The sequence below is a fragment of the Campylobacter sp. CFSAN093241 genome (genome assembly GCF_012889595.1).
GTDB lineage: Bacteria > Campylobacterota > Campylobacteria > Campylobacterales > Campylobacteraceae > Campylobacter_D > Campylobacter_D jejuni.
On the sequence record NZ_CP040612.1, the window covers coordinates 725,252 to 741,994 of the forward strand.

The window sequence follows — 16,743 nt, forward strand, 5'->3', positions numbered from 1 at the left end:
GAGATTTTGTGAAAATCATTCAATGGAATGGAGCGGAATTTAGCCCAAAAGAAGTGAAAATCAATGTTTTAATTGATAATGAAAAAGGTAAAGAAATTCAAATTTTATTAGCTAAAGATAGCGTGATGAAAGAGCATAAAGCCCCTTTTGCTATACATGTTCAAGTTTTAAGCGGTAAAATTTGGTTTGAAGTGGAAAAGGAAAAATTTGAATTAAATGCTTTAGATATGATAAGCCTAGAGGCAAATGTAGCGCATTCTTTAGGTGGATTGGAAAATTCTATAATAAGATTGAGTTTAAATAAATCAGATAGTATTCAAAGGGTAAATGCTGTGCTTAAAAAGCCTTAGTCATAAGCCTTTTGTTTAAAGGCTTATGGGTTAAGATCGTAAATGATTAATTACAGGATCTGCTTTGTAAATAGCTAAGATATTGATTCCAGATTGAAAAATTTCATATTCTAAATTTTCTAATATATTGATAATATCTTGAATGTTTGATTTGATAATTTCAATTTGTAAAATGGGTTTAAAAGTTTTAATATGATTTAAACATCCTAATATAACTTCTTGTTCCATACCTTCTACATCTATTTTAATAAGATCTAATCTTTTAAAATTGAAATTATCAAGTTTTAAATAAGGAACTTTTTCTTTTTTTTGAGGTATTTGTCCTATAAATTCATTATTGTTTTGAGATTTTAATTCTAGACTTCCAAAAGAAGCTTTTTGGGTATAATCAGGGATTAAAATTTCAAGTTCGTTTTGATTTTTTTCAGGATTTCCAATGGCTGCATGTATTGCTCTGGCATTAAAACAATTGTTTATTGCTATATTTCCTGCTAAAGCATAAAAAAGTCTCTCTTGTGCTTCAAAGGCTAATACCCCCCCCCAGTCATGCATTTCTATAGCCCACTTAATAGTATGAGCACCAATATTTGCACCGCAGTCTATTGCAAAAACATAGCCTTCGTAGTATTTTCTCCGTAGTTTTAAAAGATTAACACACAGATCAATTTCCTCTGAATCAAAGCTACCATAGTTTAAAAATTGAAAACCAACTCCATAACTTCCTTGGGGTGTATCATGTCTATCTAGATGGTTGATAATCATAGTTCCATTATTTGTGGCTGCAAGTATAAAAGGTAAAGGTCTTTTCATGGTAACTATTTGTAATTCGCAATGAAATAAGCTATTCTTTCTAAACCTTTCTTGATAAATTCATCGCTTATAGCATAAGAAAGTCTAAAGTATCCATCCATTCCAAAACCTATACCTGGAACAACGGCAACTTTTTCTTGTTCAAGTAATTTTTGGCAAAATTTCATAGAATCTTTTTCTATTTTTTGTATATTTACAAAAAGATAAAAAGCACCTTCTGGTTTATAAATACTGATCTTTGGGATTTGTTTAAGCATATCTAAGGCTAAGTTACGGCGTTTTTCAAAAGCTTGACGCATTTTTTCTATATCTTCATCACATTCTCCATTTAAAGCAGGAATGGCTGCATGTTGAGTGATGGAGCAAATATTTGAAGTGCTTTGTCCTTGAAGTCTTTTAACGGCTGAAATTAGGGCTTTATTTTTGCTTGCCATATAGCCAAAACGCCATCCTGGCATAGCTCCACATTTGCTAAGTCCGTTAATGGTCACAGTGCGTTTTAAAGCATCTTCGCTTACACTTGCAAAAGCTACAAAATCAAAACCATCATAGCGAAGTTTTTCATACATTTCATCACTTAAAACAGTAATTTGCGTTCCTTCTAAAACTTTAGCAATTTGAGTTAATTCTTCTTTAGAATAAATCGATCCCACAGGATTTGAAGGAGAATTTAGCATCAAAACTTTGGTTTTAGCTGTGATAGCTTTTTTTAATTGTTCAGCGGTAATTTTAAAGCCATTTTCTTCTAAGCCTTCTATAAATACAGGTTTTCCACCTGCAAATTTTACCATTTCAGGATAGCTTACCCAGTAAGGACTAGGGATAATCACTTCATCATCTTTTTCTACTAAGCATTCTATACATTCAAAAAGAGAGTGTTTTGCGCCTACATTGGTGATGATTTCATTTGTTTCATAATCAAGATTATTATCTTTTTTAAATTTGGTTTGAATAGCTTTTAATACTTCAGGAATTCCTGCAACAGCAGTGTATTTTCCACATCCTTTTTCAATAGCACTTATAGCGGCATTTTTGATGGTTTGTGGTGTGTCAAAATCAGGTTCACCCGCTGAAAAACTAATGATATCCTCGCCTTTGGCTTTAAGTTCATTGGCAAGTGCAGTGATAGCTAAAGTGATAGATTCTTCTAAAACTTGAGATCTTTTTGTAAGCATTTTTCAATCCTTAATAATTTTTGTTTAATTTTAGCAGAAAATTGCATTTTTACAATAAATTTAATTTAAAAATGAGTTATAAATTTCAATAAATGTGAAAATTTGTATTAATTTTTAGGAAAAATTAATACGCATAATAATACATATAATTTTATGTATTATAAAAAATTATTATTTTTGTGATTCAGGTTGTTTTAATATAAGATTTTCAAGTTCTAAAATTTTCTTTTCTAACTTTTCTAGTTTGTCATCGCAATTTGCATCTATGGCTCTAATATTTTTATTTTTACGCTCTTCGATAATATAAGCAGGAATTCCAACGGCAGTTAAATTTGCACCTACATCTTTAACCACTACAGCATTTGAGCCTATTTTGGCATTTTCTCCTATGGTGATATTGCCAAGTACTTTTGCGCCTGAGCCTATGATCACTCCTTTTTTTATAGTTGGATGGCGTTTAGTACCTTTTTCAAGGCTTGTTCCACCTAAAGTAACGCCTTGATAAATTAAAACATCATCTTCTATAATTGCTGTTTGACCTATAACCACTCCATTGGCATGATCTATAAAAATACGCCTTCCAAGTTCTGCTCCAGGGTGCAAATCTACCCCAGTTAAGAATTGTGAAATTCCGCTAATCATTCTAGCAATGCGTTTAAAATTTCTTATGTAAAAAAAATGTGCAAAGCGGTAATTTACTACAGCCCATACTCCAGGGTAATTAAAAAAAAGTTCTATACAAGAATTAAAAGCTGGATCTTGTGCCTTTGGCTGAGAAAAATCTTCTTTTATAATACCCCAAAAATTCATCTAAACTCCTATGCTTTTTAAATAACCATTATCATTTAAGAAAAGATAAAGTTCGCCTAAAATATGCTTTTTTTGCTTATCATTTACAAGCTTAGAATTACTTATGCGTTCATTAAGTATATCCATGATAGCGTGTATATCATAGTCTAAATCTTCTAAGGTATCAAGTATGGATTGCGCTTCTATAATCCCCTCGACTTCATAGCCTTTTTCATTGATGCTTATAATAGCTTCAGTAGGATGAGTAAAAAGATTGTGTTTCATTCCAAGTACTTCTTGATAGGCACCTACAAGAAAAAACCCTAGAAAATAATTTTCTTTTTCTACATCTACATCGTGCAAAAATAAAGGTTTATCTTTAGAGTATGAAATTTCTCCATCGCTATCGCAGGTTATATCCCAAATACTTGCACTTCGTGTCGGTTCTTCATCTAAGCGATCAAGTGGCATGATGGGGAAATTCTGTTCTAAACCCCAAAAATCAGGCATGCTTTGAAAGAGCGAAAAATTTACCAAATACCTTTCTTGCACTTCATCTTGTATGGCAAGTAAATCCGCAGGATTTTGCTTATCGCCTAAAAGCAAGATGGCTTTTTTTGTAATCAAATGAGTTAAAATTTCAGCATTGGAACGATCTTGTAAATCCACATAGCCCAAATCAAAAAGAGTTAAAATACTCTCTAAATGATCTATGCTATCGTGCAAGTATTCTAAAGCATTGGAAGGTTTTATACTTTTATAAAGATCATAAAGCTCATTGATAAGTTTTGGATTTTGTTTTTTAAGTATGAGTTTGTTTTCTGCGTATTCTTGAGAAAAAAGTTCTAATACAGGAGCGATTAAAACAGCGTGATTAGCTGCTACAAAACGTCCACTTTCTATGAAAATATCAGGCTCTAAATCTTTTTTTTGTTCGGCTATGTTTTTTAGGATAAAAACTACATCGTTAGCGTATTCTCTTAGGGTGTAATTTCTACTTTTTTCATTTTTAAATTGTGAGTATTCCACAGCTAAACCGCCACCAAGATTAATAGCTTTTAGATTTTTAGCTCCCATTTTTCTAAGTTCTGTATAGATATTTCCTGCTTCATTTAAGGCTTTTTTCAAGGGGTGAATTTCGGTAATTTGTGAGCCTAGATGAAAGTGAATCATGGTAAATTGTTCTAAAAGTTTGTTTTCTTTGAGTAAATTTACCGCTTCTATGAGTTCAGTGGATGTAAGTCCAAATTTAGAATTAATCCCACCGCTTTTTGCCCAAATTCCAACTCCAGCAGAATGCAAACGTACACGTAAGCCTATATTTGGTTTAGGTTTAAAGCGTTCTTTAGCTATGTCTATGATAGCTTCAAGTTCATTAAGTCCTTCTATGGTTAAAGTGATATTATGTCCCATTTCAGCTGCAATAAAGCCTATGTTGATAAGTTCTCTATCTTTAAAGCCATTTACGGTAATAGGTGCGCCTTCGTTATTATAAGCCATAGCGAGTAAAAGCTCTGCCTTAGAACCTGCTTCAAGTCCATAGTTATAGTCTTTTCCAAGTTTTACAAGATTTTTTACAAAACCAGGGTATTGATTGACCTTTAAAGGATAAACAGCGTTAAATCCTCCTTTATAGCCAAATTCCTTTCTTGCTTTATTGAAATTTCCGTAAATATTTTCAATTTGTTTTTGGATAAGATGAGGAAATCTTAAAAGTAAAGGCCCCTTGTATCCATCATCTCTTAATTCTTTAACTATATCAATAATAGCAGGTTTTTTCTCGTAATTGATACAAACTTTACCATTTTTGATAATGAAATTTTCATTTCCCCAAATATCAATACCATAATCCATCATAAAACCTTCTTTAAGTCTGAAATTTTAATCATTTTTTCTTCTTTTTTTGCTAAATTTTTATAAAACAAACTTTCATTTTGTGCTTCATTTTCTCCCATGCAAAGAAAAATTTCAGTATTATTTTTATCCGCGTTTTCAAGATGTTTGGCTAGTTTTCTTGCTTCATAGCTTAAAAGTACTTTATATTCTTTTCTTAAATTTGTAGCGATATGCAAAAGTTTTTGGATATAAATTTCATCCATAGCACAAAGATAAATTCCTTCTCTTTGAATCTTTTCTTCTTTTTGTTCTAAAATAGTTATAATTCTTTCTATACCCATGGCAAAACCTATACCATAGCCACTTTTTCCACCTAAATACTCTATAAGTCTATCGTAGCGTCCTCCACCTGCGATAGCAGCCTTTGCTCCTATTTCATCGCTTATAAATTCAAAAGCCGTTTTAGAATAATAATCCAAACCCCTCACAAGTTTTGAATCTAACTCAAATTTAACTCCATTATCCTTTAAAATTTGTTGCAGTGTTTCAAAGTCTTTTTGGCAAGAGGTGCATAAATTATTGATCAAAAGCGGAGCATTTTCAAGCAAATTTTGACAATGCTCATTTTTACAATCTAAGACACGAATAGGATTTAAATTTTTTCTACGCAAACAATCTTCACAAAAACCTTCTTTGGAATCTAAGAATTCAACGAGCCTATCGCGGTATTTTGGCAAGCATTGTGAGCAGCCTAAAGAATTAAGTTGAAGTTTAAAATCAATACCAAGGCGTGAGAAAATTTCTACTAGCATTAAAATAATGCTTGCATCTTCATAAACATTAGGTATGCCAAGGCTTTCAACTCCAAATTGATGAAATTCTCTTAAGCGACCCTTTTGAGGTCTTTCATAACGAAACATAGAACCATAATAAAACCATCTTTTCACACTAGTGTTTTTATCGAGTTTTTTTTCTATATAGGCACGCACCACCCCAGCAGTTCCTTCAGGACGCATGCAAACATGATTTTCGCCTTTATCGATAAATTCATACATTTCTTTACCTACTATATCAGAACTTTCTCCTACGCTTCTTTTAAAAAGGGTGCAAAGTTCTAAATGCGGTGTATTGATAAAAGTAAAGCCATAGTTTTTAGCTACTTCTTCGCAGATTTTAATCACTTTTTCATAATAATATGCATCTTTATCTAATAAATCTTTCATTCCTTTTAAAGCGTTAATCATTGTAAAAATTCCTTTATTTGTTGGTGTAATTTTTCTTTACTTTCTTTTGCGTCAAGTGTTAAAATTTCTACAGAAATTTTTTCTTTTAAAAAATGAAGCACTTTTTCGAGTTTATCTTGCACGCTTAAAAAATACTCAATGCCACGTTTTTCTATACTATCTAGTTCTTTTTGACTGAGGCGTTCTTGGATAAGGTTTGCATCTCCTTTTAAAAAGATAATTTTTTGTGGAAAAAAATTTTCTAAAGCAAAACTATTTAAAGCAAAAAGCAAATCGTTTTCAAAATCTTTGGCATAAGCCATGCCTGAAATAAAACTTCTATCGCTAATAATGAGTTTGTTTTGATTGGTTTTTAAGATTTCTTCAAAATGTTGAGCACGATCAGCTAAAAAAAGCAAGAGTTCAGCTCTTTTGTTAATAGGATGAGTTTTATTAAGTAAAATTTCTCTTAAATGTTTTCCAAGTTCTGTTCCGCCAGGTTCGAGTGTGAAAATGGCGTCTTTATAAATTTCTTTTAAAAGTGAAATTTGCGTACTTTTTCCTACGCAGTCAATACCTTCAAAAACTACATACAAGATTGATCCTTTAAAAAAGGTAGAATTTCTTTTGGAACAAGAGAACTTACATCACCCCCATGTGCTACTATAGAACGCACAATAGAACTTGAAATAAAAGCATGTTTTAGACTTGGCATAAGATAAATGGTTTCCATATCTTCCCAAAGTGCGTGATTTGCATAGCCAATTTGCAATTCGTATTCAAAATCACTCACTGCTCTAAGTCCACGGATTATAGTATTAACTTTTAATTCTTTGGCTAAATCTACAAGTAAATTATCAAAAGCAATGATTTTAACATTTTTTAAATTTTGTGTTGCGAGCAGGGCTAGTTCTTTGCGTTTTTCTAAATCATAGCAAGGTTTTTTATGTTCACTTTTTGCTATGGCAACGATGACTTCATCAAAAATTTTTAAAGCCCGTTTTATAACATCTAAATGCCCGTTGGTAATAGGATCAAAAGTCCCAGGATATAAACAAGTCATTTTTGCTCCAATTTTTTTTAAAAATATAACAAATTTAAACTAAAAATTTTGCCATTTTTCATATAAATTGTGTTTTATTTCTAAAAGATCTAACCATTTACCTGCGATAAAATTTTCCATTTGCTCTAGATTGTTTGCTTTAGAATAGCTTGCGATAATAGGAGGGGCGATGATAACTCCCATTTGGCTAAGTTTTAACATATGTTCTAAATTTAAAGTAGAAAAAGGCATTTCACGTACCCCTAAGATGAGTTTTTTTCTTTCTTTTAGGGCTACTGCTGCAGCACGCATTAAAAGAGTGTCTGCAAAACCAGCGTGAATTTTTGCTAAACTTGAAATTGAACAAGGAGCAATGATGGTTTTTTCTATTCCAAAAGATCCACTTGCTACACTTAGACTTAAATTTTTATCATCTAAAAAATGAGTGTATTTAAAATTTTCTTGACAAATTTCTTCTAAATTTGCTTGATTTTCAGTTTTGAAGTTAAGTTTTGCACCTTGGGTTAAAATACAATAAAGTTCGCATTGATTTTCTAAATTTTTTAATAATTTTAAGCCTAAATTGACACTGCTTGAACCAGAAATTCCCAATAAAACTTTCATTGTATAATCATCCTATTTTTACCCACTACGATACCTTGCATAACTTTACCTTCTTTGTTTTTTGCACGAATCCTTTCGCCCATATTTGCACTTTGCAAAGCCACAAGTTCGATTAAAACATCAACATTTGCTTCGCTTAAAACCCCGATTATAGGATCATTTCGGCGTATTAAAGCTGTGGTTTTAAACATATTTGCTCTTAAAATGGCGTTTTTGTTAATATTGCTTTTAGCTACAAGATTATCTACATCATCTAAGGTTAAGGCATTTAAAGGAACTTTATCAAAATCAATCAATACGCTTTTATAGTCAAAAGCTCCAAGTTTATCTCCTCTTTTTATAGCGCGTTCGCTTTTTAAAACTTCTAAATTTGCTTGAATGAAATATCTAAAAAATACATTTTTTTGTATATTTTGCGGAGTTTTAAATTCAGCCCTTAAAAAGCCTTGTGCTTGATTAAAACGCCCATTAGCGATTCTTAGAAATTCATATTGATCAAAATCTTTAGGCAATGATGTTATTTTTAAATCAATTTGAGAAATTATAATTTTAGGAAAATTATTTCTAAATTCTTTAGCTAGTGCTGTTTTGATTTCTTCTAAACTAGCTGCTTGGATATAATTTATCACAATAAAAAAAGTTAAAAAAATAATTTTCATTTTTATCCTAAGAATTATAATGCAATAAATAGTATTTTAGCTTTTATAAGTTTAACAAAGCCTTTAGAAGGCTTTGTATAGAGTTAAAAAGTAGGGATAACAGAGCCTTTGTATTTTTCTATGATAAAATTTTTAATTTTATCGCTTGTTAAAATTTCTTTAATAACAAGACTTTTTTGACTTGTTTCTTCACCTTTTCTTGTAGCTAAAACAATAGCATATAAACTATCTTTATCTTCCATAAAAATACCATCTTTTAAAGGGTTTAAGCCTGCTCCAAGAGCATAGTTTGTGGTAATAATAGCCAAATCAGTATCATTTAGGGCTCTTGGAAGTTGTGCGGCTTTAAGCTCTATAAATTTAAGTTTTTTTGGATTTTTACTTATGTCAATAGGGGTTTTAAGGGTGCTTTGACTTTTAAACTCTATTAAATTTGCTTTAGCTAGTAAATCAAGAGCTCTGCTTTCATTGGTAGCATCATTAGGTATAGCGATTTTAGCACCATTAGGAATGTCTTTTATATCTTTTATGGAGTTAGAATATATAGCCATAGGAACTAAAACAATAGCACCTAAAGAACTTAATTTTGTTCCTTTGTGGGTATTAAAATCATCTAAAAAAGGTTTATGCTGATATAAATTTGCATCTAAATCTTTTTCATTTAAAGCGATGTTAGGTATATTATAGTCATTAAATTCCTTAACTATTAACTTCCAACCTTTTTCTTGAAATAAGGGTTTAGAGAAATTTAAAATTTCAGCATAAGGCGTTGGTGTTGCACCTATGATTATGGTTTTATCTGCCCCAAAACTAAGGCTAATTGTAAATAAAACACTTAAAAATATTTTTTTAATATTCATATTATACTCCTAAAAAGCTGGGATTAATATATCTTTATAATGTTCATTAATGATGGCTTTAAATTTATCGCTTCTTAAAATTTCATCAATTACTTTGGTTTTTTCGCTATTTTTACCTTCTGAGCGTACCACAACATAATTTACATAAGGGCTATTTTTATCTTCCCTAAAAATAGTATCTTTACTTGGATTCAGACCGGCTCCAAGTGCGAAATTAGAATTAATTATAGCAATATCAACATCATCTAAAGCTCTTGGAAGTTGTGCGGCTTTAAGTTCTATAAATTTAAGTTTTTTTGGATTTTTGTTTATGTCCAATGGGGTTTTTAGAGTATTTTTGTTAAGCTCTATTAATTTTGCTTTCTCTAAAAGCTCTAAAGCTCTGCTTTCATTGGTCGCATCATTAGGTATAGCAACTCTAGCACCTTCTTTAAGATTTTCTAAATTTTTGATTTTTTTACTATAAACTCCTACTGGAGCTATAAGTACAGGCGTTGTTGCAATTAAATTTGAACCTTTTTTTAGGTTGTATTCTTCTAAAAAAGGTTTGTGTTGATATAAATTTGCATCAAGTTCTTTTTCCTCTAATGCACGATTGGGCAAAATATAGTCTGAAAATTCTACTATTTTAAGATCATACCCTTTGTTTTTAAAATCATCTTTCATTAGTTCTAGTAAGCTACCAAAAGGATTTGGAGTGGCTCCTATAGTAATGTTTTGTGCAAATAGGCTAGATAAATTTAGAATGCAAGCGAGTATAATAATTTTAAATAAATTCATAAAAACTCCTTTGTACTTAAGAAAAAAGTCCCTAGGTAAGGGACAAAATTAAAAAGCAGGTAAAACAGATCCGTTGTATTTTTCTATGATAAATTGTTTGATTTTATCACTTTGTAGAGCTTGGATTAAGGCTTTGATTTTTGGATCGTTTTCATGTCCCACTCTTACAACAAGAATGTTTGCATACGGGCTTTCTTTATCTTCGATAAATACGCTATCTTTTGCAGGATTTAGATTTGCAGAGAGAGCGTAGTTGGAATTAATTACAGCAAAATCAACATCATTCAAAGCTCTTGGAAGTTGTGCGGGCTTTAATTCTACAAATTTAATTTTTTTAGGATTGTCTATAATATCAAGAGGTGTTTTTAAAGCCTTATCTTTAAATTTTACCAAACCTTTTTTTGCAATAATATCTAAAGCTCTACTTTCATTGGTTGGATCATTTGGAATGGCGATTTTAACCCCTTCTTTAATATCATCTAGACTTTTGTATTTTTTGGAGTAAACAGCCATAGGTTCTATGTGTATGGCAGCTACTTTGATAAGTTTGGTGCCTTTGTTTTTATTAAATTCTTCCAAATAAGGAGTATGTTGGAAAAAATTTGCATCGGCTTCTCCGTTATCAACAGCTAGATTAGGCAAAACATAATCCGTAAATTCTTTGATTTCAAGTTTATAGCCTTGTTTTTCTAAATCAGGTTTTACTTGTTCTAGGATTTCAGCATGAGGGACGGGAGTTGCTGCAACTGTGATGGTTTCTAATGCATTTGCATTAAGACTTAATGTTAAAATACTTGCTATAAATAAAGATTTGATTTTCATTTTTTTCCTTTTTAGTCATTTTGTGCTTGCTTTAATCTTAATAAATTCACTCTGACTATCAGGAAGAAGCATATAAAAACTTGTTGATAGTCAGATTAACGCATCTGATACATCATTTTAATTCCTTTAATTTTTTTTAAATTTTACTTAAAAAAACTTATATTTATCTTAAAAGGAGATATAATCTCCTTATTTTTTGAAACCTTTATAAAGCAAACTTCCTAAAAATAAGATAAAAACAATTACTTGCCAAAAGAAATTTTCATCATTGTTTATATTGATAACTATACTAACTCCAAGTAAAATCAATAGAGTGGCAATGATATATGTAGTTTTACTATTTTTAGCCCAAGTATAAAATAAATTACCTAGAATTTGAACTAATTGAACTAATATAAGTAAAATAACTACAGTTTGAATCATAACTTCTTTGTTAAATCTTTCATAACCATAGCGAATAGCTACATCTCCTAATCCTCCACCACCGACAGTTCCAGCAAGAGCAGAAAAACCAATGGTAAAGATCAAAGTTAGGGTAATTCCGCTAATTATAGCAGGAAGGGCTTCACTAAAGATAACCTTGAAGATAATTTGAATATTGCTAGCACCATAACTTTTTGCTGCTTCTATAATTCCTTTGTCTATTTCTTTAAAAGCGCTTTCAAGCATCTTTGCCAAATAAGGAGCTATTCCGATAGCTAAAGGAACTATGGCAGCATTTGTACCTATGCTTGTGCCTACTATGATTTTAGAAAGTGGTAAAAGAACAACTATAAGAATTAAAAATGGAAAGGCGCGTAATATATTGGTAATAAAATCTAAAATACTATAAGCGATTTTATTTTCTTTAATTCCATTTTTATCCCAAATAGCAAGTAAAATTCCAGGAATGATAGCCAATAAAAATCCAAATAGTACAGCCATTAAACTCATATAAATTGTTTCATTAAGTGCAGGTTTTAAAATGTTTTCATAATTTTCATTGAAACTCGTGATAGAACTTAAACTCACTTCTTTAATATCCTGCCAAGAAAATTCATTAAAAAATTGAGAAATTCTACTAAAAAAAGCACTGACAATAGAGATGTTTTCTTCATTCATGATGCCACCTCCCATAATACTCCACTTTTTTCTATGTAATCAAGAACCTTGTCTTTATCCTTTTCATTTATATTTATAACTAAATTTCCCAAGGCTTTTCCATTCAGTTTTTCTATTTTACCCCAAACTATGTTAAAGTCTATATTTAGAGTTCTTGCCATATGAGTGATGACGCTATTTTGGGCAACTTCTTTTGGAAAGTAAAGTTTGATATTAAGTCCGTGCTCAGGCAAGAAGTCGCTTTCTCCTAAAAATTCTTTCATTTTGGCATTAGGCCTTAAAAAAAGCTCATCAATTGCTCCACTTCCTATGATTTGTCCATGTTCAAGTAATAAAGCTTTTTGAGCTATGTCTTTTACCACATCCATTTCGTGAGTTACTAAAACAACAGTAATCCCAAATTCAGCATTGATTTTAGATATAAGCTCTAAAATATTTTTTGTAGTGTTTGGATCAAGAGCCGAAGTAGCTTCGTCACTAAGTAAAATTTTTGGGTTTAAAGCTAAGGCTCTAGCAATAGCAACGCGTTGTTTTTGCCCTCCGCTCAGTTCTCTTGGATAGGATTTGTTTTTATGATCAAGCCCTACGATTTCAAGTAAGGAATTGACTTTTTGGGCAATTTCTTTTTCGCTCATGTATTCTTTATTAAAAAGCTTGGCATGAAATTTACACTGAGTATAGTGTGTTCTTAAAGGCATAGCAACATTTTCAAATACATTTTTGCGCTCCATTAGGGCAAAATTTTGAAAAATCATCCCTATATCTTTTCTAAGCATTCTTAACTCTTTTGATTTTTTTTGACTTAAATCTTTAATTTCTTGATCAAAGACTTTTAAACTTCCTTCTTGATAATTCTCAAGTCCATTAATACATCTTAAAAGAGTGGATTTTCCAGCTCCACTATGACCTACTATGGCGTAAATTTCACCCTTTTTAATCTCCAAAGAAACATCGTTTATCACGAGTTCCTTGCCATAATATTTTTTTAAATTTTTTATTTTTATCAAATTTTTAACCTCTTAGATTTTGAAGTTCAACTGATATTTTTTCAAGTTGAATTTTTAAATTTTCTAGAGCTTCTTTATTTTGCTCCACCACCTCTTTAGGTGCGTTAGCGATGAATTTTTCATTTGAAAGCATGGAGTTAAGCTTGAAACTTTCTTTTTCAAGCTTATTTTTTTGATTTTCAAGTCTTGTTAAAATACCACTTAAATCAACATTTTCAAGCGTAATAAAAATTTCTAAATTCTCGCTAACATCACATATTGCCTTTGGTAATTTTTCTTCACTAAATTCTATTTGCTCGCACTTTGCGAGCATTATGATAAAATTCATATAAGCTTTGATTTCATCTTTGATTTTTTTATCGTTAAATTTGATATAAGCTTTTTCTATTTTAGAATTTCCAAGATCGATTAAACTTTTAGCACGGCGGATACTAACTATGCTTTCTATGAGCAAAGAAAAGATTTTTTCTATATTTTTATCTTGTTCTTTAAATTTTGGATATTTGCTTATCATAATAGAAGGGCTTGTTTTAAGTTCTGTATCGCTTAGTTTGTGGTATAAATACTCGCTGATAAAAGGCATGAAAGGATTTAAAAGTTTTAAAGCTTCTTTGAAAATACTACCAAGTTCTTTAACGCTCGATTTTTCGGCTTTGCTAAGCTCTATACCCCAATCGCAAAAATCATCCCAAAAGAATTTATATAGAGTATTGGCTGCATCATTAAAGCGATAATTGTCTAAATTTTCTCTTACATCCTTAACACAAGTTTGAAATTTGGCATAAATATATTTTGCTAATTCTGAATGAAGTGTGATATTTTCCAAATCTTCAAATTTACTTTCATTTAAAAGCAGATAATTTGTAGCATTATAAATTTTATTTGTAAAATTTCTAACTTGTAAAAGTTTATCATTGCTAAGTTTAATATCGCGTCCTTGTATAGCAAGAAGTGCTAAAGTAAAGCGTAAAATATCAGCACTATATTCTTTAATGCTTTCATTTGGATCGATGACATTTCCAAGGCTTTTACTCATTTTTCTACCTTGCTCATCTTTCACAAGAGCATGTAAATAAATATCCTTAAAAGGAAGTTGATGTAAGACATTGGTGCTTTGAAACATCATTCTAGCCACCCAGAAAAATAAAATATCAAAACCTGTAATGAGTAAAGAATTAGGGTAAAAATCTTTTAAATCCTTTTCAGACCAAATTTTATCTTTACCCCAATTTTCATTTCCCCAGCCTAGAGTACTCATAGCCCAAAGTCCTGAAGAAAACCAAGTATCAAGTACATCTTCATCTTGTTTGAAATTTTGACTTTGACATTTTGGACAAGTTTTAGGCGTATGTTGGCTTGCCCATTCATGAGAGCATTCGCAATAATACACAGGAATTTGATGCCCCCACCAAAGTTGTCTTGAAATACACCAATCTCTTAAATCTTTCATCCAAGCATTAAAGCTATTTATCCAGTGATTTGGGTAAAATTTGCTTTCTCCAAGCGCAACTTTTTCTATACTTTCTTGGGCGATTTCTTTTTTTACAAACCATTGTTTGGAGATATAAGGTTCAACTATATTGTTGCAACGATAACAATATCCTATTTGATTGTTATGCTCTTCTATTTTTTCTATAAAACCAAGACTTTTAAGTTTGGCTACGATTCTTTCTCTTGCTTCTAAGCGTTCTAAACCTTGAAACTCTAAACAATGCTCGTTTAAAATTCCTTTTTCATCAAAAACACTTATAAAATCTAAATTATGTCTAAGTCCTACTTCATAATCGTTCATGTCATGAGCGGGAGTAACTTTTACAACTCCTGTTCCAAAATCTTTTTCTACATGTTTATCGGCTATGATTTTAATGGCTTTTTTGCTTATAGGCAAAATCACTTCTTTGTCCACAAATTTAGTATAGCGTTCATCATCAGGATGCACCATAACTGCAGTATCGCCAAAAAAAGTTTCAGGACGCGTTGTGGCTACTACTAAAAATTCATCGCTATCTTTTAAAAAGTATTTAATATGATAAAGTTTTCCTTTGTTTTCTTTGTATTCAACTTCTATATCACTTAAAGCGCCATCATGGGTACACCAATTTATCATGTAGTTTCCACGTACAATAAGTCTTTTATCATAAAGTTCTACAAAGGCTTTTTTTACGGCATTAACCAAACCTTCATCCATAGTAAAACGCAAGCGACTCCATGCAGGAGTGATGCCTAGTGTTCTCATTTGGTCTAAAATTTTTCCACCGCTTTGCTCTTTCCACTCCCAGACTTTTTCTATAAATTCCTCTCTACCTAGTTCTTCTTTTTTAATGCCTTGAGCAAGGAGTTGTTTTTCTACAACATTTTGAGTGGCAATACCTGCGTGATCAAGCCCTGGTTGATAAAGAACCTTATAGCCATCCATTCTTTTATAACGCGTCATAATATCTTGTAGAGTAAAAGTTAAAGCATGTCCTATGTGTAAAACTCCAGTGACATTAGGAGGAGGCATCATAATGCAGAAATTTTTATCTTTTTCTTGTATGGTTTTATTGCCATCGATTTCAAAATATCCGCGTTCTTCGCAAATTTGATAATACTCTTTTTCTAAATTTTTATCATACATTATTTGCCTTTATTGTTTTAGCTTATTTAATAGAGCTAATTTCTATAATTTCACAAAACGGGAAGAAATATTGTGCTGTATTAAGTCCAGTTTTCAAACTTTTGATATGTTTAGAAAAATCACTTCCTTTGCCATCTTTTTTAATTTGAAGTTTAAGTCTTTCTAAAATTTCTTCACGTGCTACATGTTCATTTAATTCTTTTGGATTGTTTAAATATGGGCTTAATCTATCTAAACTAATATATTTATAAGCTTTTTTCATATCTGAAAAGATAATTTCTTTGTTATAGATAGTTAATTTCATTTCCCCTTTTGGTAGCATTTTAACAAAAATACTTAGATAATAATCTTTTGCATTATCTTGTATAATGCTTAGCATATCTTTTAACAGATTGATTCTGTATTGGCTTAAAAATTTTCCATCTAAAATATAAACTTTCATATTTTCTGTGCTAAGCTCAGGTTCTAAACGACTGTTTTTTCCTATGCTTAGATACTCTCTAGCGGTATTTAGATATTTATTTTTGTTTGATTTGTTTGATTGAAGTTCTTTTTTTATAGCTCTTTCTCTTTCTAAGATCTTTTGTTGTTTGCTGATTTCTTTTTTAAGAGCTTCTATTTTGGCTTGTTTATTTTCTTGTTTTAATTTTTCTTTATCCGTATCTAAAATTTGCTTATTTTCATTTGTATTAATATTATTACTTGTATTGGTGTCATTATTTAAGCTTTGATTGTTTTCGCTTATTGATATATTAAATGTATCGTTATTTAAGCTTTGATTTTCATCTAATAATGGGTTTGTTTCTTGCTTTTGGATGGTATTGTTGTTAGTATTTACATTTGATGAACTATTGTTGGTTTGGATCGAGGGTGAATAGGGATTATCGTAGTTATTGGTATACGATTTTTGTTCGGTGTAAGTGTTGGTATTTAAGGTGTAATTCTTTGGTTTTGAATATTCAAAAAGATAATAATAGGTTCCACCTAATATTACAATAACAGCAATTAATATGCTAACAATAATAGAAAAAATTTTCAAATTCATTTG

At 30.7% G+C, this 16,743-nt stretch carries 17 protein-coding genes; 1 reads left to right on the forward strand and 16 read right to left on the reverse strand.

Features of this window, described 5'->3' with window-relative positions:
• The first annotated feature begins 8 nt into the window (after nt 1-8).
• Nucleotides 9-350: a cupin domain-containing protein gene (locus tag FBE96_RS03730; protein ID WP_002868516.1), complete on the forward strand. Its 342-nt coding sequence runs from the start codon at nt 9-11 to the stop codon at nt 348-350.
• A gap of 30 nt (nt 351-380) precedes the next feature.
• Here FBE96_RS03730 and FBE96_RS03735 read toward each other — a convergent pair whose 3' ends face one another.
• The 16 genes from FBE96_RS03735 to FBE96_RS03810 form a co-directional block, all read right to left on the reverse strand.
• Nucleotides 381-1,160, reverse strand: a complete 780-nt coding sequence (locus FBE96_RS03735; protein ID WP_002906077.1) for an FkbM family methyltransferase — start codon at nt 1,158-1,160, stop codon at nt 381-383.
• 5 nt (nt 1,161-1,165) lie between these two features.
• A complete protein-coding gene (locus FBE96_RS03740; protein ID WP_002897405.1) occupies nt 1,166-2,335 on the reverse strand; it encodes a pyridoxal phosphate-dependent aminotransferase in 1,170 nt (389 codons plus the stop codon).
• 171 nt (nt 2,336-2,506) lie between these two features.
• Entirely contained in the window at nt 2,507-3,145 is a 639-nt protein-coding gene (gene cysE, locus FBE96_RS03745; RefSeq protein ID WP_002860746.1) for a serine O-acetyltransferase, read from the reverse strand.
• A complete protein-coding gene (gene speA / locus FBE96_RS03750) occupies nt 3,146-4,981 on the reverse strand; it encodes a biosynthetic arginine decarboxylase (RefSeq protein WP_032585861.1) in 1,836 nt (611 codons plus the stop codon).
• On the reverse strand, nt 4,978-6,204 hold the full coding sequence (gene hisS, locus FBE96_RS03755) for a histidine--tRNA ligase (protein WP_002852541.1): 1,227 nt from the start codon (nt 6,202-6,204) through the stop codon (nt 4,978-4,980). Before hisS ends, speA begins: the two co-directional genes overlap by 4 nt.
• A complete protein-coding gene (gene tmk, locus FBE96_RS03760; protein WP_002852526.1) occupies nt 6,201-6,779 on the reverse strand; it encodes a dTMP kinase in 579 nt (192 codons plus the stop codon). The genes hisS and tmk overlap by 4 nt, the downstream gene beginning before the upstream one ends.
• Entirely contained in the window at nt 6,770-7,246 is a 477-nt protein-coding gene (gene coaD / locus FBE96_RS03765) for a pantetheine-phosphate adenylyltransferase (protein ID WP_002852633.1), read from the reverse strand. The genes tmk and coaD overlap by 10 nt, the downstream gene beginning before the upstream one ends.
• Nucleotides 7,247-7,285: 39 nt before the next feature.
• Nucleotides 7,286-7,849 (reverse strand): UbiX family flavin prenyltransferase, encoded by a 564-nt coding sequence (locus tag FBE96_RS03770; RefSeq protein WP_002852466.1) that lies wholly within the window; start codon nt 7,847-7,849, stop codon nt 7,286-7,288.
• Complete coding sequence (gene flgA, locus FBE96_RS03775) at nt 7,846-8,508, reverse strand: flagellar basal body P-ring formation chaperone FlgA (RefSeq protein ID WP_002852578.1); 663 nt, start codon at nt 8,506-8,508, stop codon at nt 7,846-7,848. The genes FBE96_RS03770 and flgA overlap by 4 nt, the downstream gene beginning before the upstream one ends.
• 83 nt (nt 8,509-8,591) lie before the next feature.
• Nucleotides 8,592-9,368, reverse strand: a complete 777-nt coding sequence (locus FBE96_RS03780) for a MetQ/NlpA family ABC transporter substrate-binding protein (RefSeq protein WP_002852406.1) — start codon at nt 9,366-9,368, stop codon at nt 8,592-8,594.
• A gap of 9 nt (nt 9,369-9,377) precedes the next feature.
• The gene (locus tag FBE96_RS03785) at nt 9,378-10,148 is read right to left on the reverse strand and encodes a MetQ/NlpA family ABC transporter substrate-binding protein (protein WP_019260235.1); all 771 of its coding nucleotides are present in this window, start codon (nt 10,146-10,148) and stop codon (nt 9,378-9,380) included.
• A 48-nt stretch (nt 10,149-10,196) separates the two neighbouring features.
• On the reverse strand, nt 10,197-10,970 hold the full coding sequence (locus FBE96_RS03790; protein ID WP_002852410.1) for a MetQ/NlpA family ABC transporter substrate-binding protein: 774 nt from the start codon (nt 10,968-10,970) through the stop codon (nt 10,197-10,199).
• A gap of 189 nt (nt 10,971-11,159) precedes the next feature.
• Nucleotides 11,160-12,071, reverse strand: a complete 912-nt coding sequence (locus FBE96_RS03795; protein ID WP_002852518.1) for a methionine ABC transporter permease — start codon at nt 12,069-12,071, stop codon at nt 11,160-11,162.
• Nucleotides 12,068-13,078 carry a methionine ABC transporter ATP-binding protein gene (locus FBE96_RS03800; RefSeq protein WP_002852619.1) on the reverse strand — a complete coding sequence of 337 codons (1,011 nt, stop codon included), beginning with the start codon at nt 13,076-13,078 and terminating at the stop codon, nt 12,068-12,070. The genes FBE96_RS03795 and FBE96_RS03800 overlap by 4 nt, the downstream gene beginning before the upstream one ends.
• Nucleotides 13,079-13,082: 4 nt before the next feature.
• On the reverse strand, nt 13,083-15,695 hold the full coding sequence (locus FBE96_RS03805; protein ID WP_002896855.1) for a valine--tRNA ligase: 2,613 nt from the start codon (nt 15,693-15,695) through the stop codon (nt 13,083-13,085).
• Nucleotides 15,696-15,717: 22 nt separating this feature from the next.
• A complete protein-coding gene (locus FBE96_RS03810; protein ID WP_002896856.1) occupies nt 15,718-16,740 on the reverse strand; it encodes a hypothetical protein in 1,023 nt (340 codons plus the stop codon).
• Between the last annotated feature and the right edge of the window lie 3 nt (nt 16,741-16,743).

Coding starts and splice junctions, on each gene's coding strand:
- FBE96_RS03735 (WP_002906077.1), bottom strand. CDS start 1,160: ATGAAAAGACCTTTACCTTTTATACTTGCAGCCACAAATAATGGAACT.
- FBE96_RS03740 (WP_002897405.1), bottom strand. CDS start 2,335: ATGCTTACAAAAAGATCTCAAGTTTTAGAAGAATCTATCACTTTAGCT.
- cysE (WP_002860746.1), bottom strand. CDS start 3,145: ATGAATTTTTGGGGTATTATAAAAGAAGATTTTTCTCAGCCAAAGGCA.
- speA (WP_032585861.1), bottom strand. CDS start 4,981: ATGATGGATTATGGTATTGATATTTGGGGAAATGAAAATTTCATTATC.
- hisS (WP_002852541.1), bottom strand. CDS start 6,204: ATGATTAACGCTTTAAAAGGAATGAAAGATTTATTAGATAAAGATGCA.
- coaD (WP_002852633.1), bottom strand. CDS start 7,246: ATGACTTGTTTATATCCTGGGACTTTTGATCCTATTACCAACGGGCAT.
- FBE96_RS03770 (WP_002852466.1), bottom strand. CDS start 7,849: ATGAAAGTTTTATTGGGAATTTCTGGTTCAAGCAGTGTCAATTTAGGC.
- flgA (WP_002852578.1), bottom strand. CDS start 8,508: ATGAAAATTATTTTTTTAACTTTTTTTATTGTGATAAATTATATCCAA.
- FBE96_RS03780 (WP_002852406.1), bottom strand. CDS start 9,368: ATGAATATTAAAAAAATATTTTTAAGTGTTTTATTTACAATTAGCCTT.
- FBE96_RS03785 (WP_019260235.1), bottom strand. CDS start 10,148: ATGAATTTATTTAAAATTATTATACTCGCTTGCATTCTAAATTTATCT.
- FBE96_RS03790 (WP_002852410.1), bottom strand. CDS start 10,970: ATGAAAATCAAATCTTTATTTATAGCAAGTATTTTAACATTAAGTCTT.
- FBE96_RS03795 (WP_002852518.1), bottom strand. CDS start 12,071: ATGAATGAAGAAAACATCTCTATTGTCAGTGCTTTTTTTAGTAGAATT.
- FBE96_RS03805 (WP_002896855.1), bottom strand. CDS start 15,695: ATGTATGATAAAAATTTAGAAAAAGAGTATTATCAAATTTGCGAAGAA.
- FBE96_RS03810 (WP_002896856.1), bottom strand. CDS start 16,740: ATGAATTTGAAAATTTTTTCTATTATTGTTAGCATATTAATTGCTGTT.